The organism is Sorangium sp. So ce128 (assembly GCF_051525245.1).
GTDB classification, from domain to species: domain Bacteria; phylum Myxococcota_A; class Polyangia; order Polyangiales; family Polyangiaceae; genus Sorangium; species Sorangium cellulosum_B.
Genome location: NZ_CP150313.1, coordinates 2,043,689 through 2,069,529 on the forward strand (window position 1 = coordinate 2,043,689; position 25,841 = coordinate 2,069,529).

Annotated in this window: 20 protein-coding genes; 6 read left to right on the forward strand and 14 right to left on the reverse strand. The window is 70.4% G+C overall.

Annotation, left to right across the window (positions count from 1 at the left end; translation table 11 throughout):
* Window positions 1–54: 54 nt before the first annotated feature.
* The 6 genes from WME82_RS07945 to WME82_RS07970 all read right to left on the reverse strand — a co-directional run bounded on the left by WME82_RS07945 (window position 55) and on the right by WME82_RS07970 (window position 7,209).
* Complete coding sequence (locus WME82_RS07945; protein WP_437744889.1) at window positions 55–1,005, reverse strand: acetyl-CoA carboxylase carboxyltransferase subunit alpha; 951 nt, start codon at window positions 1,003–1,005, stop codon at window positions 55–57.
* A gap of 252 nt (window positions 1,006–1,257) precedes the next feature.
* Window positions 1,258–1,542, reverse strand: coding sequence for a hypothetical protein (locus WME82_RS07950; protein ID WP_437915298.1), 285 nt, complete (start codon window positions 1,540–1,542; stop codon window positions 1,258–1,260).
* Window positions 1,543–2,208: 666 nt separating this feature from the next.
* Window positions 2,209–3,540: a hypothetical protein gene (locus WME82_RS07955; RefSeq protein ID WP_438042332.1), complete on the reverse strand. Its 1,332-nt coding sequence runs from the start codon at window positions 3,538–3,540 to the stop codon at window positions 2,209–2,211.
* A gap of 10 nt (window positions 3,541–3,550) precedes the next feature.
* Window positions 3,551–4,570: a hypothetical protein gene (locus WME82_RS07960; RefSeq protein WP_438042333.1), complete on the reverse strand. Its 1,020-nt coding sequence runs from the start codon at window positions 4,568–4,570 to the stop codon at window positions 3,551–3,553.
* Between the two features lie 58 nt (window positions 4,571–4,628).
* Window positions 4,629–6,077, reverse strand: a complete 1,449-nt coding sequence (locus WME82_RS07965) for a serine/threonine-protein kinase (protein WP_438042334.1) — start codon at window positions 6,075–6,077, stop codon at window positions 4,629–4,631.
* A gap of 235 nt (window positions 6,078–6,312) precedes the next feature.
* Window positions 6,313–7,209 carry a cupin domain-containing protein gene (locus tag WME82_RS07970; protein ID WP_438042335.1) on the reverse strand — a complete coding sequence of 299 codons (897 nt, stop codon included), beginning with the start codon at window positions 7,207–7,209 and terminating at the stop codon, window positions 6,313–6,315.
* 73 nt (window positions 7,210–7,282) lie between these two features.
* On the opposite strand from WME82_RS07970, the gene WME82_RS07975 reads away from it, so the two are divergent.
* Window positions 7,283–8,026: an SDR family oxidoreductase gene (locus tag WME82_RS07975; protein WP_438042336.1), complete on the forward strand. Its 744-nt coding sequence runs from the start codon at window positions 7,283–7,285 to the stop codon at window positions 8,024–8,026.
* Window positions 8,027–8,063: 37 nt separating this feature from the next.
* Here the strand turns inward: WME82_RS07975 and WME82_RS07980 are convergent, their stop codons facing one another.
* From WME82_RS07980 to WME82_RS07990, 3 genes are all read right to left on the reverse strand, one after another.
* Window positions 8,064–8,849 (reverse strand): hypothetical protein, encoded by a 786-nt coding sequence (locus WME82_RS07980; RefSeq protein ID WP_438042337.1) that lies wholly within the window; start codon window positions 8,847–8,849, stop codon window positions 8,064–8,066.
* Window positions 8,850–9,160: 311 nt separating this feature from the next.
* A complete protein-coding gene (gene otsB, locus WME82_RS07985) occupies window positions 9,161–9,967 on the reverse strand; it encodes a trehalose-phosphatase (RefSeq protein WP_438042338.1) in 807 nt (268 codons plus the stop codon).
* Between the two features lie 124 nt (window positions 9,968–10,091).
* Window positions 10,092–10,568, reverse strand: a complete 477-nt coding sequence (locus WME82_RS07990) for a hypothetical protein (protein ID WP_437869706.1) — start codon at window positions 10,566–10,568, stop codon at window positions 10,092–10,094.
* Between the two features lie 407 nt (window positions 10,569–10,975).
* On the opposite strand from WME82_RS07990, the gene WME82_RS07995 reads away from it, so the two are divergent.
* Both WME82_RS07995 and WME82_RS08000 read left to right on the forward strand, forming a co-directional pair.
* Window positions 10,976–12,160 (forward strand): MFS transporter, encoded by a 1,185-nt coding sequence (locus tag WME82_RS07995; RefSeq protein ID WP_438042339.1) that lies wholly within the window; start codon window positions 10,976–10,978, stop codon window positions 12,158–12,160.
* A 22-nt stretch (window positions 12,161–12,182) separates the two neighbouring features.
* Window positions 12,183–13,241 (forward strand): ABC transporter substrate-binding protein, encoded by a 1,059-nt coding sequence (locus WME82_RS08000; protein WP_438042340.1) that lies wholly within the window; start codon window positions 12,183–12,185, stop codon window positions 13,239–13,241.
* Window positions 13,242–13,336: 95 nt separating this feature from the next.
* Here WME82_RS08000 and WME82_RS08005 read toward each other — a convergent pair whose 3' ends face one another.
* Window positions 13,337–13,882, reverse strand: a complete 546-nt coding sequence (locus WME82_RS08005) for a response regulator (protein ID WP_437744902.1) — start codon at window positions 13,880–13,882, stop codon at window positions 13,337–13,339.
* Window positions 13,883–13,906: 24 nt separating this feature from the next.
* Between WME82_RS08005 and WME82_RS08010 the strand changes: the two genes are divergently transcribed.
* The gene (locus WME82_RS08010) at window positions 13,907–15,247 is read left to right on the forward strand and encodes an ATP-binding protein (RefSeq protein ID WP_438042341.1); all 1,341 of its coding nucleotides are present in this window, start codon (window positions 13,907–13,909) and stop codon (window positions 15,245–15,247) included.
* 139 nt (window positions 15,248–15,386) lie between these two features.
* On the forward strand, window positions 15,387–17,426 hold the full coding sequence (locus WME82_RS08015) for a membrane dipeptidase (RefSeq protein ID WP_438042342.1): 2,040 nt from the start codon (window positions 15,387–15,389) through the stop codon (window positions 17,424–17,426).
* Window positions 17,427–17,528: 102 nt separating this feature from the next.
* Here the strand turns inward: WME82_RS08015 and WME82_RS08020 are convergent, their stop codons facing one another.
* From WME82_RS08020 to WME82_RS08035, 4 genes are all read right to left on the reverse strand, one after another.
* Window positions 17,529–17,930 (reverse strand): hypothetical protein, encoded by a 402-nt coding sequence (locus WME82_RS08020; RefSeq protein WP_437744905.1) that lies wholly within the window; start codon window positions 17,928–17,930, stop codon window positions 17,529–17,531.
* 299 nt (window positions 17,931–18,229) lie between these two features.
* Window positions 18,230–19,651, reverse strand: coding sequence for a serine hydrolase domain-containing protein (locus tag WME82_RS08025; RefSeq protein ID WP_438042343.1), 1,422 nt, complete (start codon window positions 19,649–19,651; stop codon window positions 18,230–18,232).
* Window positions 19,652–20,235: 584 nt separating this feature from the next.
* Entirely contained in the window at window positions 20,236–21,543 is a 1,308-nt protein-coding gene (locus WME82_RS08030) for an efflux RND transporter periplasmic adaptor subunit (protein WP_437915307.1), read from the reverse strand.
* Complete coding sequence (locus WME82_RS08035; protein WP_438042344.1) at window positions 21,540–24,707, reverse strand: efflux RND transporter permease subunit; 3,168 nt, start codon at window positions 24,705–24,707, stop codon at window positions 21,540–21,542. The genes WME82_RS08030 and WME82_RS08035 overlap by 4 nt, the downstream gene beginning before the upstream one ends.
* Window positions 24,708–24,833: 126 nt before the next feature.
* Between WME82_RS08035 and WME82_RS08040 the strand changes: the two genes are divergently transcribed.
* Window positions 24,834–25,817, forward strand: a complete 984-nt coding sequence (locus WME82_RS08040) for a LysR substrate-binding domain-containing protein (RefSeq protein ID WP_438042345.1) — start codon at window positions 24,834–24,836, stop codon at window positions 25,815–25,817.
* Window positions 25,818–25,841: the final 24 nt, after the last annotated feature.

Below are 25,841 nucleotides of genomic sequence, written 5' to 3' on the forward strand. Positions count from 1 at the left end.
CACGGCCCCTCGTCGCCCTGCCGGGCTCGCGGTCGACAGCTCCAGGTCGGCGCGTCAGCTGAACGACCCGAGCCCGCGGAACCTCCGGTACCGATCGTCGACGATCGCCTCCGTCCCGAGCTCGTCGAGCGAAGCGAGCGTCGTCCAGAGGGCCTGATCGAGCAACGCCGCGGCGCCGTCGTAATCCTGATGGGCTCCCCCGGTGGGCTCCTCGACGATCGCGTCCACGACCCCGAGCCGCAGCAGGTCCGGCGCGGTGATCTTGAGCTGCGCAGCCGCGTCGCCGACGCGCGCGGGGTCGTGCCAGAGGATCGCCGCGCAGCCCTCGGGCGAGATGACCGAGTAGCAGCCGAACTCGAGCACCAGCACGCGGTTGGCGAGCCCGAGCGCCAGCGCGCCGCCGGAGCCTCCTTCGCCGATGATGGTCGCCACGATCGGCACCTGCACCCGCGCCATCACGGCGAGCGCCGCGCCGATCGCCTCGCTCTGCCCGCGCTCCTCGGCGCCGAGGCCCGGGTAAGCGCCGGGGGTGTCGATGAACGTGAGGATCGGCAGCCGGAACCTCTCCGCCAGCTCGTAGAGCCGCACGGCTTTCCGGTACCCCTCCGGGTGCGGCATGCCGAAGTTGCGCTTCACGTTCTCCTTCGCATCGCGCCCTTTCTGGTGCCCCACCACCACCACGCTGCGGCCGTGATACCCCGCGAGCCCGGCGACGACCGCGCAGTCGTCGGCGAAGCGGCGATCCCCCTTCAGCTCGCACCAATCGGTGAACATCCGTTGCACGTAATCGAGCGTGTGAGGACGGTTCGCGTGCCGCGAGAGCTGCACCTTCTGCATCGGCGTCAGCGCAGCGAAGACCTCGCGCGCGAGCCGGTTCATCCTCTCCTCGAGCTCGGCGAGCTCCGCCACGAGGCTCCGATCGGACGCGACGAGCGCGCGCAGCTCCCGGACCCTGGCGATGAGCTCCGCGACCGGCTTCTCGAACGGCAGGACGACATCGGCCATGAGGATCTCCCCGGTAGCTCTGGCGCGCAGCCGGTCGCGGCGTCACACCCGCGGTGTCGGAGCGCCGGACGTCGCCTGAGAACAACGCACCCAGCTCGCTACCTAGTCCTCCTTCGCGTCGGTGGACACCCCTGATGGCACAAGGAGGCAGGGATGGGACGGAGAACGAGGAGGGCGTTCACGCCCGGGTGCAAGGCGGGGGCGGTCCGGCTGGCGAACGCGGGCACCCGGAGCTCGAGGCGCCCAGCCTGGTCACGGGCGCGCGGTCATGGACGCCGTGCCATCCGGGCCGTCCGGTGCCATCGGGCCGGACGCGGCGCGCTGCAGCTCCAACGTGACGGCCTCGACCAGCGCGGCCGCGAGCAAGACGAGGCGCGACGCCTGATGTCCTTGAGCGAGCAGCTCGCGAACGAGCGACTTTGCCACGATCTTGGTCGCACGCGCGGTGTCCTCGGGGCCTGGCGCCCCGCCGATGGCGTGATCTCGGCCAGTCGCTGCCTGCGATGGCTCGAGCTCGATGTCTTTCGTGTTTGACATGGTGCTCTCCTGCATTCGTGTGCACGCCGGGGTCGGGCTGGTCTCTCGGGCCATCGCCCACTCGCCGGCACCTGACTCCTCGGACCTCTGTGAGGGCCTCTTCGTGGCATTAGCAGTCTTTGTGCCCGGCGCGCCTGCGGCCGCGGGCCGCCGTCTCCGCGCGATTGCCTGCGCCGGGCGCATAGGCGAGCGCCGCGCGCGGCGCTCGCCACCATGGTGGCTTGCTCGATCAAGCAAGATGCTGCAAACGGCGCCACGCGGTGGGGGTATCCACCAACCGCTCCTCCGCCGGCAACGGCGCGAGGGCCCTCAGGCAACGCAACACGCGGAGACGGTGCAAGATTTGCCCACCAGGACCTCCGTGTTATCACTATTTGCAGACATGAATGCATCCGAGAGCGCCACGGAGGTCATCCGACATCACCACGACGGAATCCGTGCTCCTGCCGGCAGCATCGCCCCCGGGACGACTACCCCCCGCCCCTCCGCCACCTCGACCGCGCTCTTCCGCCCCACCCGGTACGGCGCCTCCATGCGCTCGGCGAGCCGCGCCGCGAACCGCCGCCTGCGAGGTGCTCGCCGTCGAAGCGGAGCGGCTCCTCTCGTACCGCTTCGCCATCGGCAAGCTCGACACCATCATCACGTGGCGCCGCGCCGGTTGGCGCGTCATTGCAGCGTGCAGATGAGCCGCTGACCGCGCACGGAGTAGGCGCCGTCGCGTTGCTCGATCCAGGCGACCAGCAGCTTGACGCCGAGCTGCGCGACGGTCGAGCCGAGGATCTGCGCGCTGCTGCCGTCCGGAAGGGAGAAGACAGGTTGGTTGGGGAGCACGCTCTCACCTGTTCGCGTGAACCAGCCCAGGTTCACGCTCTTTCCAGGCGGCGGCACCAACGTCAAATACACGTTTTCGCCGTCGCTCGCGACGGGGCCCGGGGGGTTGTACTGGTCTACATTCTGGAGCTTGAAGACAGGGATAAAGCCGGGCGGGGGAACCTGGCCGAGCGACAGGAAGTCCTTCACGACGCCTACCTCCGCCGAGAGGGCGAGCCTCGGCGGAGGAACGAGGTGCACCATCAAGAGCGTGACGCCGTCGCCCTCGGGCAGCGGGAACGCCCCGAAGAAAGACTCCACCTCGTCAGGAGACGGGCTGAACTGGATCTGGTGCGCCACGCCGAGATCGGCGCGCGAGGCGCCCGTTCTGAAGAACGCCTCTCCGGTCGCGTTGTCATCCAACAAGAGGAGGTGCTGGCCGTTCGTGACGGTGTAGTAGTGAACGTTGAGCGAGGCATCGGTACGTGGTCCCTGGGCCACCAGGGTCGGCGCAGGTTCGGCCGATCCACCGACGACGAGCGCTCGCGTCGAGCCGCCCGGCGCCGCGCAGGTCGCGGCGTAAAGGGTGTTATCGCCCGCCTGGACGAACGCCATCGACGTTGCCACGTTGGGGCTCGCGCACTCCGGTGCGAGCGCGGGAAACCGCTGGAACGTCCCCTCGGACGAGACGCCGTCGGCGGTCGTGGGGAAGACGAGCTGCCCGATCTCGTACCCCACCCTGCCCTGAAGGATGACTTGCCCTCCCGATTCGCGGCCGGTGACGAAGGCCGCGCCGTCGGTGAAGGGGAACTCCGTCTTCGACCCGGCTGGCTCTCCGATCTCGTGCACCGTCCCGATCACGAGCCGGCTGGCAGTCTTGTCGACGACCGAGGCAAATACGCGATCGGGTCCGCTTGCCAGCACGAGCGAGGAGGTGTCGACCTCGTGGCCGCCGAGGTCTTCCGACGTGAGGATGTCGAACGGCTCGAGATCGAGGGCGCACCTCGCCTCGGCCGGCTTGCAGACGCCGTCCTGACAGACGCCGCTCGGGCACTCGGAAGCAACGCTGCACGCTTCGTCGCCGCTGCCTCCTTGGTTCAGCTCCGCGTCGGCGCGCACACCCGCGATGATCTGGCAGCCGGCGACGAGCAATGCGCCCCCGACGATGACGAGCCCCCATGGTCGCATCGGGCGCATCTCAGAAGCTACCTCGCAGCGACAGCCCCGCTGCTCCCGCCCGGACCGGAGGCTCCAGGCGCACCTCCAGCACCGTCGACGGCGCGGCGTCGCTCGACGGCGCGGTCAGGAACACGACCAGGCCCGTGATGAGCGCCGCGCCTCCCGCCGCGAACGCCACGTTGGAGATGTTGGCGGTCGTGTTGGCGTCCTGATGGAGCTTGACCCCCTCGGCGTCACAACGGGGAGGGTCGTCGTCGGTACACCCGTGCTGGCTGCGCGCCTCGCTCACCTTCGAGAGCGTCTCGACACCGAACACAGCGCCTACCGCGATCCCCGCCAAGCTCACCCCGCCCAGCACGAGCCCAACGGTCCGCTGCGCGCTCCACGAGCTCGCCGCGGGCGCAGCGCTCGTGGCCGCGGGCGCGGGCGCTCCCCGCCCTGGCGCGGGCGTGTCCTCGAGCAGAGGGACGCGCACCGTCCTCTGCCCTGGCTTCGGCTCGACGACCACCTTCGCGCTCCATGCCTTCTTGCCAGGCGCCACCGCCGCGATTGCATGCTCGCCCGGATCGACCGGGATCGCCGAGCCGAACATCGCCGCATCGAGCGGCTTCGCGTTGCGCCGCACCTCGAGCCCCTCGACCCGGGCCTCCGGCGCCACCTCGATGACGAGCCTCGAGAGCTGCGGCTCGAGGAGGCCAGCACGCCGCCCCGCTTCCTTCGAGCGCCGCCCGTCGCCCGCTTTGCGCGCCATCGCTTCGGCGTCGTTGAAGGTCGCCCAGGCGCTCGCCGTCGCGCCATTGAGCTCGTAGCAATCCGCCAGGGCGAGCAGCGTCCCGGCCATCGGGTCCAGCTTCTGGCTGGCGGCGAGCTTCGAGCACCCCAGGGCGTAGCTGCCCTGCTTGACGAGCGCGCGCCCCTCGCGGAAGAGCACATCGGCGGCCGCCCGGTCCTCTGCGGTCGGGTCCGCGAGGACGCGCGGCGCGAGCGATAACGACAGGATCAGCGCACCCGCAGCGGTGACACTGCGCTTCACACGCATCGGTCCTGGGCCACGCACCGATCCCAGTATATTGGCACCCCGCGCCGTTGTCCCAGGGTTAGCGACGCTCGTCGTACGAGAACGCCGGCTCGGGCTTCGGGGTGAGAAGGTCCTTGGCCGGGGGCTTCGCCCGCAGGGAGGGCTTCGTCGCCTTCAGCGCGGCCGTCGCCGCCGGCGAAGGCGAGGTGGGCTCCGCCTGCGCTTTCGCGCTCGCGTCGGGAGAGGCGGGCGCGGAGGGGGGAGCTGGAGGTTCAACGGGCGCAGACGGGGCCGCGTTCAACGCCCCGAAGGAGGCCGCCGGCGGGCCTGTCGGTGCCGGGGATCGCGCCCCCTCCTGCCGCCCCCCCCAGGCGATCACCGCCAGCGCAGCGCCCGCGAAGAACGCACCGCCGAGGAGAAGGGGAGCCCAATAGCGCGGCTTCGACAGCAGCACCTCGAAGGCCGATAGGGCTCCATGGCGCCAGGACGCGGTGGGCGCTGTGTCCGCCATGGCATCCGGCGGGCGCGGCGCGATCGACCCTGCTGCCCCGGCGCTGGCCGGCGGCGAGGAGGCCGCCACGCGCCGCGGCTCCGGCGCGTCTCTGGCTCCCGGCGAAGACGACCGCGACATGTTGAGCACCCGCCAAACCCGCTCCGGATAGCCCCGCGCTCGCAGGGGCGCGTGAGGCGCGAGGGCGCCGGCGAACGCTGCCACGTCGTTCCAGCGCTGCTCGCGCTCGTGCATCATGCACCGCTGGATCACCGCGTCGATCTCCGGGGGCACGTCGCTCCGGCGCTCGTGGAGCGGCGTGGGCTTCGCCGCGAGCATGCGCCCATAAAACTCCGCCAAGGTCTCCGCGTGAAACGGCGTCTGCCCGGCGATGAGCTCATACAAGAGGACGCCGAGCGCCCAGAGGTCGCTGCGCGCGTCGACATCCTTCGGCGAGCTCATCTGCTCGGGCGACATGTAGTAGGGGGTGCCGAGCTGCTCGTCGTCTTCTGTGAGGGCGAGCTCCGCCCCGCTGATCTTCGAGATCCCGAAGTCGAGGACCTTGATGCACGGCGCGCCGCTGACGTCCTCCGTGACGAAGAGGTTCGCCGGCTTCAGGTCGCGGTGCACAATCCCGGCGGCGTGCGCCTCGCCGACGGCTTCACACGTCTGGAGAACGTACTCCACGGCGTCGTCGAGCGAGAGACACCCACTCTCCTTGAGCAACGCGGCGAGATCACGCCCCTCGAGGAATTCCATGACGATGTACGGCGCGCCGCTTTCGAGCGTGCCGACGTCGAACACGCGGGCGACGTGCTGGCTGCGCAGCCGTACCGCCGCGCGCGCCTCGCGCAAGAAGCGCGCGCGCGCGTCGGCGGAGACGTGGTGGGCCGAGCGCATGAACTTGACGGCGACGCGCTGGCCGAGCTCGACGTGGACCGCCGCAACGACGACCCCCACGGCCCCCGCGCCGAGCAGACGCTCCACGCGGTACTTGCCCGCCACGACGTCGCCGGCCCGCACCGGGGCGTTGATCATGGCTTGCCATGTGGTCTCAGCGGCTCCGGGAGGTCAAGCGTCGCTTGATGGGCTCGCGCGCGTGCCGCCGCGCTATCCCTATAAAGCTCGCTGGCGACTCCCGGTAGGTCCAGCGCCGGCCGCCTGAGCCCGTGTCACGTCCGCTGGGAAGCTCGTCGTGAAATGAAATCGCCCGGACGCTCTGGCCCGTGAGGAGACAGGCGATTCCTTCGGCGAAGCTCACTGCCCTCACCGACTACCCCGCGCGCGCGTAGCGACCCGGAGGCTGGCCCACGTGGCGGCTGAACGCGGTGCTGAAGGTGCTCGCCGAGCCGTAGCCGACGCGCTCGGCGACCTCGGCGATCCCGAGATCGTGCCGGCGGAGCAGATCCCTCGCGACGGCCATGCGCCAGGCGAGCAGGTATTCCATGGGCGGCATGCCCACGGTGCGGGTGAAGCGCTCGAAGAACGCCGAGCGCGAAAGGGCCGCGGTCTTGGCGAGCTGGGCGACCGTCCACGAGCGCGCGAGCTGAGCGTGCATCTGCCGTATCGCCGGCGCGAGCCGCGGATCGGCCAGCCCGCGCAGGAGCCCCGGAGGCGCGTCCTCAGCCGAGGTCGACCGCAGCGCTTCGATGAGCAGCACCTCCACGAGCCGCGTGAGCACGAGATCGCGCCCCGATCTCTGCTCGTTGGATTCGTCGCCCACGAGCCGCACCAGCACCGAGAGGCGCTCGATGCCGCGCACGTGCAGCAGCGCTGGCAGCAGCGACACGAACAGCGCCGCGTCGGGCGAGTCGAAGAGGAAGTAGCCGCCGAGCAGCCGCACGTCCGGGCGTCCACCGCGCGTCCCGTGGCGGACTTCACCCGTCGGCGCGGGCGTCACCTTCGGGTCGATGCGCTCCGGCCTCACCGGCTCGAAGCCCGACAGGGTGAACCCCGGCGTCGCCGGCAGGAGCACGAAGTCGCCCGCCTCGAGCGTCAGGGCGCGCTCGCCGTCGACGGCGAGACGACAGCTGCCCTCCAGCACGGCGCAGAAGCTCGGCTGGCCGAAGTCCGCGTAGCGGACCCCCCAGCGACCGGCGCCGCTGATGCGCTTCGAGAACACGGCGCGCGGCTGGAGCAGCGCGATGACCTCCGAGAGCGGGTCGTTCATGTCCGGACTCTAGCAAACGAAACGTGGACTACCAATGATAGATAGTCCAGCGCGCCGCCGCTATCTTCCCTTCATGAACACTGTGCTCATCACGGGTTGCTCCTCGGGATATGGACTCGAAACCGCGCGCCACTTCCACGCGCAGGGCTGGAACGTCGTCGCCACCATGAGAACGCCGCGCGAGGACGTGCTGCCTCGGTCGGACCGGCTGCGCGTGATCGCGCTCGACGTGACGAAGCCCGAGAGCATCGCGGCTGCGCTCGAGGCGAGCGGGCCCATCGACGTTCTCGTCAACAACGCCGGCATCGGGCTCCTGGGCGCCTTCGAGGCCACGCCGATGAGCACGGTGCGCGATGTGTTCGAGACCAACACGTTTGGCGTGATGGCGATGACGCAGGCCGTGCTGCCCCAGCTCCGCGCGCGGCGATCGGGCGTGGTGGTGAACGTGACGTCGAGCGCGACGCTCGCGCCGATGCCGCTGGTCGCCGTCTACACCGCGAGCAAGATGGCCATCGAAGGGTTCACCGCGTCGCTCGCGTTCGAGCTCGAGGCCTTCGGCGTGCGCGTGAAGCTCGTCGAGCCGGGCTACGGCCCGACGACGCGCTTCACGAGCAACGGGGGACCCCGCATGGAAGGCCTGATTCCCGACGCCTACGCGCCTCTCGCGCAGCGTATCTTCGCCTCCTTCGGGCAGCCGGCGCTGGTGACGAGCGAGTCCGACGTGGCCGAAGGGGTGTGGCGCGCCGCGAACGACGTATCGGGGCAGCTCCGTTTCCCGGCCGGTCCCGACGCGGTGGCGCTGGCCCTGGCCAGATGAGCGACCCCATGGGGCACCGGGGCTGGTCGCCCGCGCTTCATTCGTTCGTGAACTCGCCGCAGCGGCCGCTCCCGCGGCAGACGCCGCTCGCGCAGCTCTCGTGTCGATGACACCGCCGGCCGGGCGCCAGCTTGCAAGCGCCCGCGCCATCGCAGACCTTGTCCTCCAGCTCGCAGTCCGGCTCGTCCTCGACTCCGGGGCCGAGGGGCGAGCACGTGCCGACCGACCGCGCGACGTTGCAGGCCATGCAGGTCTCGTCGCAAGCGGTGTCGCAGCAGACGCCGTCGACGCATTTCCAGCTCGCGCAATCCCTCGGCCCGCCGCACGCCCGGCCGTTCGCGCCCCTGCACGCGCCCGCTGCGTCGCAGGCGCGGCCCTGGCCGCACGGCGAGCCTGCAGCCACGACGTGCGTGGCGATCCCGCGTTGACACCCGTCGCTCGTGCATGGGTCGCCGTCGTCTTCCGCGTCGGCGCCGTCCGGCGCAGGATACGGCTGTCCCGCAGCGCAGGTGAGGATCTGGCAGTCGCCCGCGATCTGCCCGGACGGCAGGGCCGGAACGCCGTCGAGCGGGACGTTGACGCACGCGCCTGCGGTGCACGCGTCCGCGGTGCATGGATTGTCATCGTCGCAGTCGGTCGCCTGCGTCTCGGCCGCGCACGCAGGGGCCTCTCCGTCCCAGCCAGCGCCGGGGTCACCCGCCCCGACCCCGTGATCCCCGCCGCTGCCGGCGCCCGCGCCGCCGGAGCCCTGGAAGCTGCGGGCCCTGGGCGAACAGCCCGCCAGCGCGACGACGAGGCACAGCGGCACCGATGTCGCCTGCACGCGGCTCGTGCGGCGGAGCGGAAGTGCTGAGATGTGAAATGTCCACATGCGCCGAACTCTACTGTCGGTCCAGCTCACCCGCTAATCAGACTTCTTCCTTCGAGCGGCCATGGACGAACGGCGCGCTCGGTTTGCTGGCGGCGGAGCTCGCAGCTGGGATTCCGCTCCGTTCGAGGCGCGCCACCGCCGTCCGGCTCACCACCCCACCGCATCTGCCCGCCGTACACCCGTGTCGCGCGCGCCGCGCACGCAACACCGCTTCTCCTGATCTTCTCTCTGACGTACAAGAACGGAGAACTTGAGTACGGCCCTCAGACGAGGCGCGGCGCCTCGCCGATCTCGCCGCCGCGCCGCGCCGCGAGCGCCTCGAGGAGCGCGATCCACGCCCCGGGCCCATCGAGCGTCAGGCCGGGCTCGACCGCGGTGTCCGGCCGCTCGGACGAGGCGATGTAGACGCCCACGCCGCCGATCGCCCGGGCGTGGGCGATCGCCGGCTCGTCGGTCGTGTCGTCGCCCGCATAGACCACCAGCGTCCCCGGCGGCAGCCGCGCCAGCAGGAACGCGAGGGCGCGGCCCTTGTCGTGCGCGGCGTCCCGGGCCTCGTGGATGCTGCGCCCCCTCATGACCACGAACCCCCGCCGCGCCGCCGCGTCCGCCCACGCCCCGAGCGCGTCGAACGCGGCCGGCCGGGCCTCCGCCGGGACGAGCCGCCAGTGGAGCGCGATCGAGCAGCGCTTGCGCTCGACCCACAGCGCAGGGACCCGCCGCACCGCCTCGTCTGCCTCGCGCTCCAGCGCGTCGAGCGCCTCGGTCGGCGACTCCGCCCGGTACACGAGCTCCCCGCCCGGCGTCGCGATCTCCGCCCCGTGCTCGCCCACGCGCCACGCCGCGCCGACCGCCGCGGTGCGCGCCGCGACGTCCTGGATCGTCCTCCCCGTGACGATCGCCACGGTCGTGCCCGGCGCCCGCGAGAGCGCTTCCAGCGCCCCGAGGGCGCCCGGCGCCGCCACCGCCCCGCCCGAGACCGCGGTGATCTCGGAGATGGTCCCGTCGAAGTCCGTCGCGAGCAGCAATGACGGCGCGGCCGCCGCGCGCTCGACCAATTCAAGAACGTCCATGCTGCACCAGATCTACCACTGGGCACGCCAGGAGCACGATGGCAAAGCCGGCGCGATCGGGAGCGACCCGGTGGCCGGCTTTGCTGCTCCACGACGGACAGGTCGCCGCCGCGCGCCGCGCGCGTCAGAACCGGATGATCACCTCGTGGACGCGGCGCCCCTCGGTCTTGCCCTCGGTGGACTCCGCGGGCGCGGCGTCGCCCGCGGGCGACCCCTCCGCGGCGGCCGCCGGCTCGTCCGTCTTGCACTCGTACTTCACGCGCCACTCGGTCTTCTGCACCGTGTGCGTGCTCTCCTGCTTCCGCTTCTTCGGCCCGAAGAAATCCTTCTCGCGGCGCTCGCTGGACTCCGACACGGACTCTTCCCCGACCACGGTCTCGCCCTCTTCGACGATCTCGTAGCTCTCGGGTCCGCCGCAGGTCGTGGCCATCGTCTGGCTCGCCTTCTGCATGGCCACCTCGCGATCGCCCAGGATCGCGAGCTCGCCGCCGACCTTCGTCCGCCTCACGACGCGGACCTCGCCATACGGCTGCCACGAGCACGCGGCCGTGGAACAGAGCGCGCACGCGGCGATCAATGCATGAATCGCAGAGAATTTCATGCCTTGCACCAGTACCACCCTCGAAATGACGAGGGCAACAACAAAGCGCGGGCGGTTCCGTGCAAAACCTGCTACCGGCGGCGCGCTCGTCTGGTCGGTTGGTCGCCTGGTCGGTTGGTCGGTTGGTCGGTTGGTCGGTTGGTCGGTTGATCGCGTCGCGCCGTCGTAGCGGTCCAACGTTGCGTGGTCGATCGAGCGCGCGCCTGCTCGCGCCGGGGCACCGGATCACCACCCGCTGCTGCCACGGCAGCAGCGAGGGAGCTCTCGGCCCCGCGTTCCGGCCCGCTCCGGCGCGGCATGGGGGTTGCTGACCGCGGGTGTTCGCCGGCGCGGATCAACAGGCTTGATCCGCGCCGCGCACCGAGGTCCAACTGCGCTCCTTCATCGACAAGAACCGCTTCCTGCTGGTGTTCGCGGCGCTGTCCTCGGTCATGGGCCTCAGCGTCGGCGTGGCCAAGGTGAGCACGACGCTGTATGCGCTGGAGCTCGGGGCGAACGAGGCGCTGCTCGGGCTGATCTCCGGATCGCAGAGCGTCGGGGTGCTCCTGATGAGCATCCCCATCGGGCTCCTCGTGGATCACCTCGGGCCCTCGCGGCTGTTCGTGCTGGGGAGCCTCGTGGCCGGGTCCCTCTACATGGCCTTGCCGGCGGTCCCGTCTCCGGTGTTCCTGCTGGCCTTCACGACGGCGATCAGCTTCTTCATGCCGATGCGCTTCGTCTCGCTGAGCACCGTGTTCATGAAGCAGCTCGAGACGGTGGGCGAGGGCAAGGCCGGCTGGTACCGCGGCACGCATATGGTCGGCATGTTCCTGCTCGGCCCCATGCTCGCGGCCAGCCTCACGAAGGCGCTCGGCTTCTCGGGCACGTACCGGCTCATCGGGCTCTCGTTCCTGATCACCGTGCTCATGTCGCCGATCGTCTTCGGCCCTTACACGGCGCGGTCCGCGCACCCTCGAGCGCTCCGCCTCTCCGGCGTCCGCTCCGACCTCGCCCTGCTCGCGCAGGACGTCGAGCTGCGCAGCGTGTGCCTGATCGAGTTTGCGGCCCAGTCGATCAACTCGTTCTTCATGTTCTTCATCATCCCCATCGGCGTCACCGTCGCCCACCTGACGGCGGCCGAGGCGTCGGGGCTCCTGGCCTGGCAGGGCGTGACGTTCATCTTCGCGCTGTTCGCGCTGGGGGGCCTCGTGGGCCGGGTGGGGCACGAGCGCGTCTACCTCGCGAGCCTGGTCCTCGTCCCGAGCGCGCTCCTCTTGCTCGGCCTCTCGCGCGATCTCATGCCGCTGCGGGCCGGCGGCCTGCTGCTCGGCCTCGGGCTCGGCATCCTCCAGATCGCGAACCTCACCCGCATCGCCCGGATCGGCGCGCGGGCGGGGCGGGGCAAGGTGGCCGGCTTGCAGGCGCTCGTGGGGCCGTCCGGTGGCCTGTTCGGCAGCACCGTGGGCGGCCTCCTGGGCCGGAGCCTGGGGCTCCAAACGATGTTTCTGCTCCTGTCCGTGTTCTTCGGCCTGCTCCTCGCCGTGGCGCGCAGGACGTCCAGCGCGGCGGCGGCGGCGAGCACCGCGCCCGCCGAGCCCGCCGCCGCCGAGTAACGGCCGAGGAGAGACAACCACCATGCGAGAGCTCGACACGCCATCTTCGATCGCCACGACACGCCGCAGGCTCGCGGCGGCCCTCTGCGCCGCGCTCGCGCTCGCGGCCTGCTCGAAGGGAGGCCCCGGCAACGGCGACGGCGCCGCCGGCGACTACGAGGTGCAGGAGCTGCGCTATCAGGGGTTCTCGGGCATGGTCTCGGTGCCCGAGCTGGCGGAGGATCTGGGGTACCTCGCCCCGATCAAGCTGAGCTACGTCGGCAACACGATCAGCGGGCCGCAGGACATCCAGACCGTGGTCACCGGAGACACCGATCTCGGGCAGGCGTTCAACGGCGCGGTGATCAAGCTGATCGCCGCCGGGGCGCCGCTCCGGGCGGTGGTGGGCGGCTACGGGATCGACGCGAAGCGGTGGAGCGGCTTCTACGTGACCGAGGACAGCCCCATCCAGGCGGCGCGGGACCTGATCGGCAAGAAGGTCGCGATGAACACGCTGGGCGCGCACCACGAGCTGATGCTGAAAGAGTACCTGTCGCGGCAGGGGCTCACGAGCGCCGAGATCGCGCAGGTCACGCTGGTGGTGCTGCCGCCGGTGAGCGCGGAGCAGGCGCTTCGACAGAGGCAGGTGGAGGTCGCCGTCCTCGGCGACATCCTGCGCGACAAGGCGCTGGAGCGCGGCGGCGTCCGGGCGCTGTTCTCGGATCACGAGCTGTTCGGCGAGCTCACCGCCGGCAGCTACGTGCTGAGCAAGCGATTCTTGAAGGAGAGCCCGAACAGCGCCCGCAAGTTCGTGGAGGCCGCGGCGCGCGCCATCGAGTGGGCCCGGAGCACGCCGCGCGAGGAGGTGGTGGCCCGCTTGCAGCGGATCATCGAGCGGCGGGGCCGCAACGAGGACGCGTCGCTGGTGAAGTACTGGACCAGCCTGGGCGTCGCCGGCAAAGGCGGGCTCCTGTCGGCCGGGGAATACCAGATCTGGATCGACTGGCTGGTGAAGGACGGCGACCTCAAGGCGGGGCAGATCAAGGCCGAGGACCTGTTCACGAACGAGCTCAACCCGTTCGCGGCGACACAGGGGAAGTGACGGCGCCGGCCCCGGCGCGTCCCGCTCGCCACCGCTTGCGGTAGAGGAGGAATTTGCCGTGGTTCACGGCCCGTGCGCGGTGGCGCTGGCCTCTCCTACGATCGCCGCCGGAGGATGTGCTGGAGCAGCTGGCGCGAGACGTTCAGGAGCTTTGCCGCCTTCCGGCGGTTTCCTCCGGCGCGCGCGAGCGCCTCGTCGACCATGACGGTGCGCACCTGCTCCTCGACGTCCTGGATCGACGCCCGCCCCACCGCCGCGCGCACCTGAGGCCGGAGATCGGGCGGCCGGCTCAGCGCGTCGTCGATCGTGCGCTCCAGCTCCTCGAGGCGCAGCGGCTTCGCCAGGAACGAGCGCACGCCCATCTGGGCGAGCCGGAACGAGACGGCCGGGCTCGCCGAGCCGCTGATGGCCACGATCGTCGGCGCGACAGCGCAGGTCATGGCCCGCTCCACGACGTCGACGGCGTTCCCGTCCGGGAGCATCACGTCGGCGATGATCCCTTGAAACGCCCCGCCTGCGAGCGCGCTGTGCGCCTCGGCCACCGACGCGCACGCGACGACCTCGGCGCCGCGCGCCTCGAGCGCCTCGCGCAGCGCGCGCCTGAGCCTCGCGTCATCCTCCACGACCAGCCAGCGTAGCATCGTGTGGTAGCATGCCCCCGGTTCATGGGGGCGCATAGTCTCAAGCGGGCGGAGCTGGCCAGCCTCCCGGCGCTGTCGGCGCCGTCGACTCGCGCGCAGCTCGACGCCCTCATCACGCGCGAGGCGCTGCGGGGTGAGCGCACCGCCTCGATCGCGCGGAGCGTCTTCTGCGCGGCCCTCCTCGCGCGGTTCCTCGCCGTCGGGGGTTTGACGCCGTCAGGCTCTCACGCGCGCTCGCTCATCGAGGTTCCGCTGCTCCTCGGCGCGGTTGCCGCCTCGCTGTACGTGTGGTGGCGGAGCCGGAGGACCGATGCCCCTCCTCACCTGATCCTCGTCTCGGTCGGCCTCGACGCGCTCCTGTGCTTTCTGGCGCTGCTGCCGAACGTGCTCTGGCCCTGGGACGGTTACCCGGGAATCTTGCACCTGCCCGATATGGCCGCGCTCCTGATCACGGTGTCCGTGAGCGCGTTCCGGCTCGTCCGCCGGGCGGTGCTCCTCGCGACGGCGGCGAACGCGCTCTCCGCGCTCGTGCTCATCGTGCTCGACCGCGCGCTGAACGGCGGCCAACACGACGACTTCTGGGCGCCGGCGTCGCTGTTCTTCCTCCTGCTCCTGACGGCCGCCAGCGCGGCGCTCCTCGCCACGATGCGCACGGTCCGCGTCGTCGAGCTCGGGGCGCGCTCCACGCTGCGCGCCGAGCGCGCGCAGCGGAACCTGAGCGTCATGCTGCACGAACACCACGACGTGAAGACCTCGCTCTCGGCCGCCCTCATCGACACCGATCTCCTCCGGCGCGAGCTCCTTCGGGTCGAGTCCGCGAGCGCAGAGCGCATGTTGCGGAAGCTGGAGCAGCTCCGCGAGAGCGTCGAGGATGTCGCCTCGACCATGGGGCACATCCGCGATCGGACGATACGCGAGCTCGACGCGCTGCGCGCGACGGCCCCCGCCGAGATCGGCGAGGCGACCCGCGGCGCGCTCCGGGTCGTCCGGCGGCGCTACCAGGCGGTGAAGGTCGACGTCACGGATCGCGCGGAGCGCACCGCGGTCCTGTTCGCGGGGGGGCACGACGTGCTGGAGCGAGTGCTCCTCAACCTCCTCGTCAACGCGTGCGAGGGGACGGGCGAGCGCGGGGCGTCCAGCGTGACGCTGGACGCGCGCCCGCTGGGCGGCGGACGGGTGGCCATCGAGGTGAAGGACGACGGCCCCGGGTTCCACGACGCGCCGAGCCCGAAGCCGGGCGGGTCCGGACAGGGGCTCGGCTTCGTGGCCGGCATGGTGGAATCGAGCGGTGGGCTCGTCCTGCGCGCCAACCTCCCGGAAGGCGGCGCCAAGGTCACGATCGAGCTGCTCGAAGCGCCTGTGTGACGACGGAGCGCGCGGCGCGCGGACAGGGTGGCAAGAAAATTTGCCCTCATCGCGCCACTGGCCATGCGGTACCACTCGGTGGCGAAGTGGGTACTCGCATGGACTCCGTCGCTCGCAAACCTCTGAAGGATAACTTGGCATGAAGAAAACAAGCCCAATGACAGGTCCTGCGCTGGCTCCAACCTGGATTGCGATCGCCGCGGCCGCGGTGACGTTCGCGGCCCCCGGCCCCGTGAGCGCGCAGGCGCGGCGTTCGCCGATCTTCGATTCCGCGCTGAACGCTCCCGGCCGACCGCTGCGCGGGTTCGCCGATCTCCACACCCATCCGATGGCGCACCTCGGCTTCGGCGGGCACGTGCTCCACGGCGCTCCCGACGTCGACGTGCTCATGGCGCCGGGGACCATCTACGACCCCAGCGGTCAAGGCGTGTCAGGCGCCACGTGCAATGCGTCGGCGCGGCGCGCCGCCAGCATCGCGGAGGCGCTGGGGACCAGCTACAGCACCCACCGGGGTCACGATTTTCTAACGAACAAGTGCGGGAATCATGTCCGCCAGATCGTGCTCGGGGAAATGGCGAAATCCTACGGCATCCGCTCGTTCGAGGTCGAGCGCCCCGTGGGCTATCCGACGTTCGCGCACTTCCCGGCGCATAACGATATCCTGCACCAGCAGATGTGGGTCGACTGGATCCGCCGCGCGAAGGAGGGTGGTCTCCGGGTGATGGTCGCGCTGGCCGTCAACAGCCGCACGCTCGCCCACGGCATCGAGGCAAACCCGCCCGTCGACGACAGGGCGTCGGGCAATCTCCAGATCGAAGAGCTCGTCCGCTTCGTCGGCAAGCACGACGCGTGGATGGAGATCGCGCGTTCATCCGCCGATCTCCGGCGCATCGTGGAGAAGAACAAGCTCGCGGTGATCGTCGGTGTCGAGCTGGACGACATCGGCAACTTCGTGTGGAACAGAGCGTCGCCCACGGAGGCCCAGATCCGCGCGGAGATCAAGCGCCTCCACGTCCTCGGCGTGCGCTACGTGTTCCCGGTCCACCTCACCGACAACCTGTTCGGCGGGACCGCCGCCTACGAGGACGAGGTAGCGCGCGCCAACCGCTTCCAGACGGGGAAATGGTGGGACCTCGAGTGCTCCCGCGGAGAGGGCATCACGAAGCAGATCCAGTCGGGGAACGACCTCTTCAAGCTGATGAAGCTCGGCGACGCCGGCGGTCACATCCCGCTCCCGAGCTGCCAGCCGGGGGAAGGCCACAAGAACCGGCTGGGGCTCCTGCCCATGGGCCGCGTCGCCCTCAACGAGATGATGAGGCTCGGGATGGTCATCGACATCGATCACATGTCGCAGCGGATGGTGAGCGACGTGCTCGCATTCACCCGAACGACGCCCGGCGGCGCGTATCCGCTCGTCTCGGGGCACAACGGGCTCCGCGGCTCGAGCGGCAACGAGAACGGCCGGACCAACGCCCAGTACACCGAGCTCGCCGCGCGCGGCGGGCTCGCGGGCGTCGGCTTCGGCGACTCCGATGCACGGACCTTCCTGCGGAACGCGGCCGCCGTGGCGGCGATCACGTCAGGCGGCAAGCCGCTTCAGATCACCCTGGGCTCGGACATCAACGGGATGGTCGTCATGCCGCGCTCTCCCGAGTGCCAGGCGCCCCGGGACCAGGTGGTGACGGTGCCAGGCGACGCCTGGAACCACCCGCCCGCGCAGCTCCGGTGCACAGGGGCCGAGATCGACGTGCGCTCAGCGCGCATCGGCTGCCTCGACATCCAGACCAGCGGAAACCTGACGGGCCTCGTCGGCCGCGCCTGCAACGACAAGACGTCCTGCTCTTACAAGGCGCCGACTCCGGACGAGTACAGCCGCGCCGGCGTCCAGGCCGCGACGCGCGCGTTCTGTACGCAGGCCATGGAGATCGTGTACCGGTGCGTCGATCCGGCGGCCGAGGCGTGCGTCGATTACTCGAGCTTCCCCAGGGCCCGGATGGGGAGCCGCTCGTGGGATTACAACGAGGAGGGGGTCGTTCACATCGGGCTCTTCCCGGATTTCCTCAAGCACGTCGAGGCGCTTCCGGGCGGAGAGCAGCTCATCGACCGGCTCTACAGCGGAGCCGAAGGCTTCGCGCAGATGTGGGCGAAGGCCGAGACGGTCGGCCGCTCCGTCCCCTGATCCGCGCACGTCCGTCCCGGGGTTGTGGGACCCGACCCGGGTTGGCCCTGCGCGGCAAAGCTGCGCCGCGCCGCCGACCTGGGTCGGGTCCTGGTCCCGCCGCTACTGGCGCATCCACGCCACGAGGAACTTGGTCGTGTTCGCCCCCGGGTTGAACGCGTCGCCCTCGCGGATGCTCGCCGAGAACTCGATGGTCCGGGGCCCGGTCTGGGACGCGCTGAACCCGACGGCGCCGTTGTGGCCATCGATCTGCACGGTGATCGTGCCGGCGACGATGTCCGTCGCGCTCGTGATCTTCTTGAAGCAGCCCCGCGTACCAGGCCAGCCGCTGTTGCAGGTCACCGACGTGAGGCCGATCTGGAGCGCCTGCTCCGCCTCTTCCACGGTCTCCTCGCTCAGGTCCTCCTCGCTCAGGGCCTCATCGCCCTCCTGCGCGATGCAGCCCGCGAGCGCCATGGAGGCGAGGACGGCGATCATCCCGCTGAGCTTCGTGAGAAACCTCATGCCTCGGCCCTTTCCGCTCGACCGAGCTCGTCGGTCATCTTCGGATCGGGCCGCGGTGCAGTCGTCCTGGCCTTCGAGGAGTGTGCCTTGTGCGCTCTTGATGTCGTGTGCCATGCTCTGCCTCCATTCATGCTTTCGGTGTCCGTCGCTCCAGCGGGGTGGCCGTCGCGTTGCGGAGCTCGTACGAGCACCGTGATCTGGTATGGAGGTGGTACCGCACGGTCAGAGACGCGATAAGGGCAAACGTTCTTGCCCCACCTGGCAATGGTCCGGCTCGCGCCTCGTCTCCGCGGGCCGGGTCACCAGGCGAGGGACCCATGGACCTTGGTCATGACCTCGTTGGCCCGGATGTCACCGAGCATCCAGTCGAACTCCTCCCAGGAGATCTTGCCCGTCGCCGGGTCGACGGTGAAATGGTCGTACTTCGGCAGCCCGTGGTTCGTGAGCAGGATCGTGAACATCTCGCGGCTCGGCTCGGGATCGACCACGATGAGCGTCCCTGCGGCGCCTGTCTTGCTGTAGGCGACGGTCGATGTCGACTCCCCGCCGGGCCACGTGCCTGCGTCCCACATCTCCCAGCCGTACCCCTTGCGCGAGTAGATCAGGTTCTCGGAGTACGTCCAGGCCGACCTGTTGAGGTGGAGCGAGCCCGTCTGGGTCGTGGTCATGTCGAGCACGGCCTGGGCGGGGAGCAGGGTGGCTATGCAGAGGTTGAGAGGCCACTGGTTGCAGCTGTAGGCGTGCTTGCCCCGGTTCAACAACATCTGGGCGAACTTCGCCAGATCGCTCGCGGTCGAGAACAGGCCGTCGCACCCGGTGAGGTGCTCGGCCGGGTCCGGGCCGTCCCCTTCGAGGAAGTAGTCGGTCTCGTCCTGCACCTCGCCCCGGAGATAGCGCTCGCGCGCCGCGGACCACGCCGTGCCGACGAAGCGATCCTCCTTCTCCGGCATGTTGAGCCACGGCTGAAAGCCCGTGTCATTCATTTGCAGCGGGTCGAAGATGTAGGTCTTCATCAGGTTCTGGAGCGAGTCGCCGCCGACCGTCTCCAGCACGTGGCCCAGGATCCGAAAGCCGAGATCGCTGTAGACGACCTTCGTCCCCCGCGGGTGGGCCAGCGGCGCGTCGAGCATCGAGTGCCAGGGGTCGGCGTCGTCGAAGAGGCCGTTCGGGTTGGTGTCGTCGAAGTAGTCGATATCCTCCCCCGATACGTAGCTCATCAGATCCTTGATCGTGACAGAGCTCTTGTTGTTGACCGAGGAGACGGCGAACTCCGAGAAATACGTCGCGACCGTGTTGTTGATGTTGAACCCCGGGTAATCCCCGGACTCTTGCATTCTCATCGCGAGAAAGACGGTGAACGGCTTGGTCATGGACTGGAGATCGAAGATCCCATCGGGCGGCATCGGCACCGAGGGCATGCTCGGATCGTCCTCGTTCAGGCCGTCTCTCGTCCCCACGGCGGTGTGGAGCACGACCCGGCCCCGGCGGGCGACCAGGAGGACCGCGCCATTGATATCCCCGTCGTCCACCGCATTCTCCAGCTCGTTGACCGCCTGGTCGAGGAGGGCGCTGGACAGACCCACCGATTCCGGTGTGCCCGGGCGGACGGAGTACCTGATCGCCGGCTCCAGAGGGTACGTGTCCTGGGCGTGCGCCGACGGCGCCATGCCGACGATGGCGGCGGCCGCGGCTCCACAGAAGATCAAGCTACTGGCTCTCATGTTCGCGATTCCTTCCTTGAAGGGTGCTGCAGCCTCAGCGCGGGGCGGGGCGAAGGGCTATCGGGGTCATCGGCTGCGGTCTCGGAGCGCCTCTTGGCCCGCGCCCCGTCAGGGGCTTATCCACCCTTCGTGCCAGCGGGCCGCACGGCGCTCCGGCGAGCAGCGCACCCCGCGCGGCGCGCGCGCCGTGGTGGCCGCGACGACGGCCGGGCGCCCCTCGGGAGCGGCCGTGGCGCCGCCTGCAGTCCGCGAAAATGCGTTTTATATCAACTACTTGCGAGGACCATGACGCCCCCGGTAGCGCCGCGCCGGGCGCCGCCCCCGCCTGGCGCCGCGCCGGTCGCGAGGGGGAGGGGAGAGGCTCGGCGCGCTGCTGCGCCGCACGAAGGCACGCTCGCGGAGCGTGACATCGTGACGTTGTCACGGCGTGACATCGTGACATTGTCACGGCGTGACATCCAAATCTTGGCGTCGTATGGGGTCTTGGCGACCCCATCATTCCGGCAAGGTGGGGTAAGTCCCCCACCACCCGGCGTTCTTCAGGACGCTGCTTGCCCAGGAGCTCGACGCGAGCGAGGCTGGCTTCAGCGGTTAGGCCCGCCCGGAGGCGGGGGCGGCGGCCCTTCAGGGAGGATCTCGACCGCCATCCCCTCGCTCAGCTCCGCGCTCGCGAGCTTCACGACCCGCTCGCTCCCGTCGAGCCCGGTCGACACCTGGATCGTCGCGCCCGTGTCGCGCTCGACGACGATCGGCGCGAAGCGGATCCTGCTCCCGGGGTCGATGACGGCCACGCGGAGCCCCTTCGCGTCGTTGTAGAGCGCCGTCGCCGGGATCTCGAGCACGCGGTGCGGCGTGGGCAAGGTCAGCGCGACCTCCGCGTACATGCCGGCGAGGAGCCGGCCGTCGGGGTTCGGCACCCGCACCTCCGTGTTCATCGTCCGGGTCGCCGCGTCGAGCGCGCCGGCCGTGCGCGCGATCGTGCCCTGGAACGGCTGCCCCGCGAACTCGCGCACCGTGACCTTCGCCGGCGCGTCGACCCGCACGCTGGGCGCCACGTCCTGCGGGACGCCCACGAAGACGCGCACGGGGTCGGTCGCCGCGACGGTGAAGAGCGGCGTCCCGTTGCCCGCCGTGACCAGCGCCCCGCGCTCGGTCGTGCGCGAGGTGACCGTCCCCGCGAACGGCGCGGCGACCTTCGCGAACTTCTTCTGATCGAGGATGCGCTGGACGTTCGCCTGCTGCGCGGTGATCGCCGCGCGCGCCACGGTGACGCTCGCCTCGGCGACGTGCGCCTGCCCCTGCCGCTGCTCGAGCTCCTCCTGCGGCGCCACGCCCGCGGGGACGAGCTGCTCGTAGCGCTTCACGCTCGACCTCGACAGGTCGCGGTTGGCCTCGGCCTGCACGAGGCCGGCGCTCGCCTGCACCAGCTGCGCGCGGGCCTGAGCGAGCTCCTGATCGAGCTCGGGCGTGTCGATCTCGGCGAGGATCTGCCCCTCCTCGACCTTGTCGCCGATGTCCGCTGTCCACCTCCGCACGTAGCCGCTCACGCGCGGGTAGACGACCGTCTCCGCGAGGGGCTGGATGCTGCCGGGCAGGACGAGCGCCCGGTCGCTCGACACCGGCTGCGGCGCGACGACCCCCACGCGCGGGGCCGCGCCCTCGGCGGCCCGCGCGCCCTGCTCGAGCGCGGCGCGGGCGTTCCGGCGGGGCAGGTAGGCCGCGGCGAACGCCGCCCCGAGCACGACGACGAGGCCCACGCCGAGGGCGAGGCCGCGGGTCCTCGTCAGCACGGCTGGCGGCGGCAGATCGAACCCGAGGTCGTCGGCGGGGCTGCCCGGGGGCGGGGGGGCGGAGGTCGGGGGGGCAGCGGAGCGGCGGGCGGGGGAGCTCATAGGTCCTCTGCGAGCAGGTCTCTGGCCGGGGCCTTGTTCCTGAGGAGGCTGTACATCACGGGCACGAAGAAGAGCGTGCTCAGCGTCGCGACGAGGAGACCGCCGATGACCGCCCGCCCCAGCGGGGCGTTCTGCTCGCCGCCCTCGCCCAGGCCGAGCGACATGGGCAGCATGCCGAAGATCATCGCGAGCGCCGTCATGAGCACCGGCCTGAGGCGCGTCATGCCCGCGGCGAGGGCCGCTGTGCCCGCGTCGCGGCCCAGCTTGCGCTGGTCGTTCGCGAACGTCACGACGAGGATGCTGTTCGCCGTGGCGACGCCGACGCACATGATCGAGCCCATGAGCGCGGGCACGCTCAGCGTCGTGTGCGTCACGAACAGCACCCACGCGATGCCCGCCACCGCGCCCGGGAGCGCCATCAGGATGATGAGCGGGTCGAGCCACGACTGGAAGTTCACGACCATCAGCAGGTAGACGAGCACGACCGCGAAGAGGAGCCCGTAGCCGAGCCCCGTGAACGAGGTGTCCATGCTCTCCGCCTGCCCCTTGATGGTCACCTTCGTCCCGCGCGGCAGCTCGGGCCTGAGCTCGTCGACGACGCGCGAGACGGCGCCCGCGACCGAGCCGAGGTCGGTGCCGTCGACGTTCGCCTGGACGTCGAACGTCCTCGCGACGTTGTAATGGGTGATGTTCGCCGGCCCGGTCGCGCGCGACATCGACGCGACGTTGGACAGGAGCTGGGGGCGGCCGTCGCCGGTCGACAGCGGCGTGGCGTTCACGTCGTCGATGGACCCCATCGCGTACTGGGGCGTCTGCACGGCGACGAGGTACTGCACGCCGCGCTTGTCCAGCCAGTAGGTAGGCGACGTCTGCCCGCTCGACGAGAGCGAGACCAGCACGTCGCTCGCCACGTCGCGCTGGCTGAGCCCCAGCTGGTCGGCCATCGTGCGATCGACGTCGATGCGGAGCTGCGGCCTCGCCGGCACCTGCGCGAGGTGGACGTCGACGGCGCCGGGGATCCTCTCCATGCGATCGGCGATCTTCAGCGCGACGGCGTAGGTCTCGTCCTCCTTGCCGATCGGGCCGACCACCTGGACGTTGATGGGCGCCGCGAGGCCGAAGTTCAGCACCTGCGTCGAGATGTCGGGGGCGAGGAAGAAGAACGTCGTGTCGGGGTACGCCGCGTTGAGCCTCGCGCGGAGCGTCCGGACGTGGTCCGCGGTGGGCCGGTGGTGCTCCGCGAGCGCGATGAAGATCTGCCCGTCGGCCGACGAGATCTGCGCGCCCTCGCTGAGCGACAGGTTGATGCCGCTCGCCGGGATGCCGATGCTGTCGAGCATCGTGCGGATCTCGCCCGGCGGGAGCGCCCCGCGGATGGTCTCCTCGATCCGGGCGAAGCGCCGCTCGCTCTCCTCGAGGCGGGTGCCCGGCGGGCCGCGCACGTGGAGCTTGATGAGCCCCGCGTCGACGGTCGGGAAGAAGTCGCGGCCGAGGAGCGGGATCAGCGCGACCGAGGCGGCGACGAGCGCAAGGAACGCCCCGACGAACAGGGCGCGGTGGGCGAGCGCCCAAGCGAGCCACCCGCCGTACGCCGCCCGCAGCCGGTCGAACGCGCGGTTGAACGCGGCGAAGACGCGCCCGAAGAGGCCTCGGGGAGCGGCGTGGCCGTGCGCGTGCTCCGCCGCCTCGCGCTCGAGCAGGAGGCGCACGAGCGTCGGGACGAGCGTCCGAGACAGGAAGTACGACGTGAGCATGGCGAAGACGACCGCCATGGCCATCGGCACGAAGAGCGACCGCGCGGCGCCGGTGATGAAGGCGACCGGCACGAAGACGATGCAGATGCAGAGCGTGGAGACGAGCGCCGGGACGGCGATCTCCTGCGCCCCGTCGACGATGGCGCGCAGGAACGGCTTCCGCTGCCCGAGGTTCCTGTGGATGTTCTCGATGGCCACGGTCGCGTCGTCGACGAGGATGCCGACCGCGAGCGCCATCCCGCCGAGCGTCATCACGTTGAGCGTGTGGCCGAGGGCGTTCAGCGCGATGATCGAGACGAGGATCGAGAGCGGGATGCTGATGACGACGATGAGCGTGCTGCGCCAGCTCCCGAGGAACAGCACGATCATGAGCGCCGTGAGCCCCGCGGCGATCAGCGCCTCGTGCACGACCCCGGAGACCGCGGCGCGGACGAACACCGACTGATCGAAGAGCAGCGAGACCTTGAGCTCCTTCGGGAGCTTCTCCAGCGTGGCCGGCAGCATCGCGTGGATGCGCGAGGCGACGTCGAGCGTGCTCGCGCTCCCGTTCTTGAGGATGCTCAGGAGCACGCTGCGCTTGCCCTCCACGTGCACCATGTTCGTCTGCGGCGCGCTCCCGTCGCGCACGCTCGCGACGTCGCGGAGGGTGATGGTCCTGCCGTTCACCGTCTTGAGCGGCAGCTTCCCGAGCTCCTCGAAGGCCGCGGGGCTGCTGTTCATGATGACGGGGTACTCGTTCTCCCCCATCTTCGCCGTGCCGGAGGGCAGGGTGACGTTCTGCAGCCCGAGCGCCGCGTTCACGTCGCGCGGCGACAGCCCCCAGGCGAAGAGGCGCTGCGGGTCGATGTCGACCATGATCTGGCGCTGCTTGCCGCCGTACGGGTACGGGATCTGCGTGCCCCGGATCGTGGCGATGTCGGCGCGGATGAAGTTGACCGCGTAATCGAAGAGCTGCTGCTCGCTCAGCGACTCGCTCTCCAGCGCGGCCTGGAGGATCGGCACGTTCGAGGCGCTGTAACGGATGATGAGCGGCGGGCTGATCCCGGGCGGCATCTGGCGGATCGCGGTCTGCGAGATCGCCGTGACCTGCGCCGTCGCGGCCTCGATGCTGGCGCCGGGCTGGAGGAAGATCTTGATGATCGAGATGCCGGTGAGCGACTGGCTCTCGATATGATCGATGTCGTTGACGGTGGTTGTGAGGAAGCGCTCGTAGTTGTTGACGATGCGCTTCTCCATCTCCTCGGGGGGGAGACCGCCGTAGTTGAAAATTACCGACAGGACCGGGATGTCGATGTCCGGGAAGATGTCCGTCGGCATCCGGGCGACGGTGAACACGCCCAGGATGACGATCAGCATCGACATCACGATGAACGTGTACGTGCGTTGAAGCGCGATCCGGACGAGCCACATGGGCCAATTCCCGTCCCCCTCCGGAGCGCCCCGGCCGGGGGTGGCGCCTGAGGGCAGGCTCCGCATTTAGGGTGCCCTTGACGTTCGTCCAATCTATTCTTTCGTATCACACGATACCTTCAAGGTATGGATCTACGCCACCTCCGGTACTTCACGGCCGTCGCCGAGGAGCGGCACTTCGGCCGCGCGGCGCAGCGGCTCGGCATCGCCCAGCCGCCGCTGAGCCGGCAGATCCAGGATCTCGAGTCCGAGCTCGGGTTCTCGCTCTTCGATCGCTCGCGGCGGCGCGTCGAGCTGACGCCCGCGGGCGCGGTGCTCCTCGCCCATGTCCGGCGGGTCTTCGACGCGCTCGATCTCGCGGTGCACGAGGCCCGGCGCGCGAGCGTTGGCGAGACGGGGCGCCTCGTGGTCGGGTACCTGTCGTCGCTCGCCTACAGCGGCATCACCGAGCTGGTCCGCACCTTTCGCGGGGAGCTCCCCGCGGTGGAGCTCGCGCTCCGCGAGATGCCGCCGCAGGAGCAGATCGAGGCGCTCAAGGACGGGCGCATCGACGTCGGCTTCGTGAGGGCGCCGCTCCACGACGCCCGGCTCGCGTCCGAGTGCGTGCGGCGCGAGCCGCTCCTGGTCGCCCTGCCGGCCGATCACCCGCTCGCCGCGCGGAAGCGCATCCCGCTCGAGCTCCTGTCGCGCGAGCCGTTCGTCGTGTTCCCGCGCCAGCGCGGGTCGGCCTTCTTCGACCTGGTGATGGGGCTCTGCCGCGCGGCGGGCTTCTCCCCGCGCATCGCGCAGGAGGCGCTGCACCTCGACATCCTGAGCCTGGTGGCGGCGGGCTTCGGCGTCTCTATCTTGCCGGAATCCATCAAGAATGTCGGTCGCAAGGGGCTCGCGCTGCGCCCGATCGTGGGCGCGCCGTCGACCGATCTGCTCGTCGCGTGGCGCGCCGACGACGCGTCCCCCACGCTCGAGCAGTTCCTGTCGTTCGTGCGGCGGGTCGGCGTCAGCAAGGGCAAGCCGCGCGCGGCGCGCGGCGCGCCGGGGGAACCGGGGGAAGGCAAGCGCCGCCGCCGTGCCCGCGGGGCCGCCGCGGCGAGGCCAGACGCAGCGGAATAGCGGAGCCGAGGCGCGGCGCGCGCC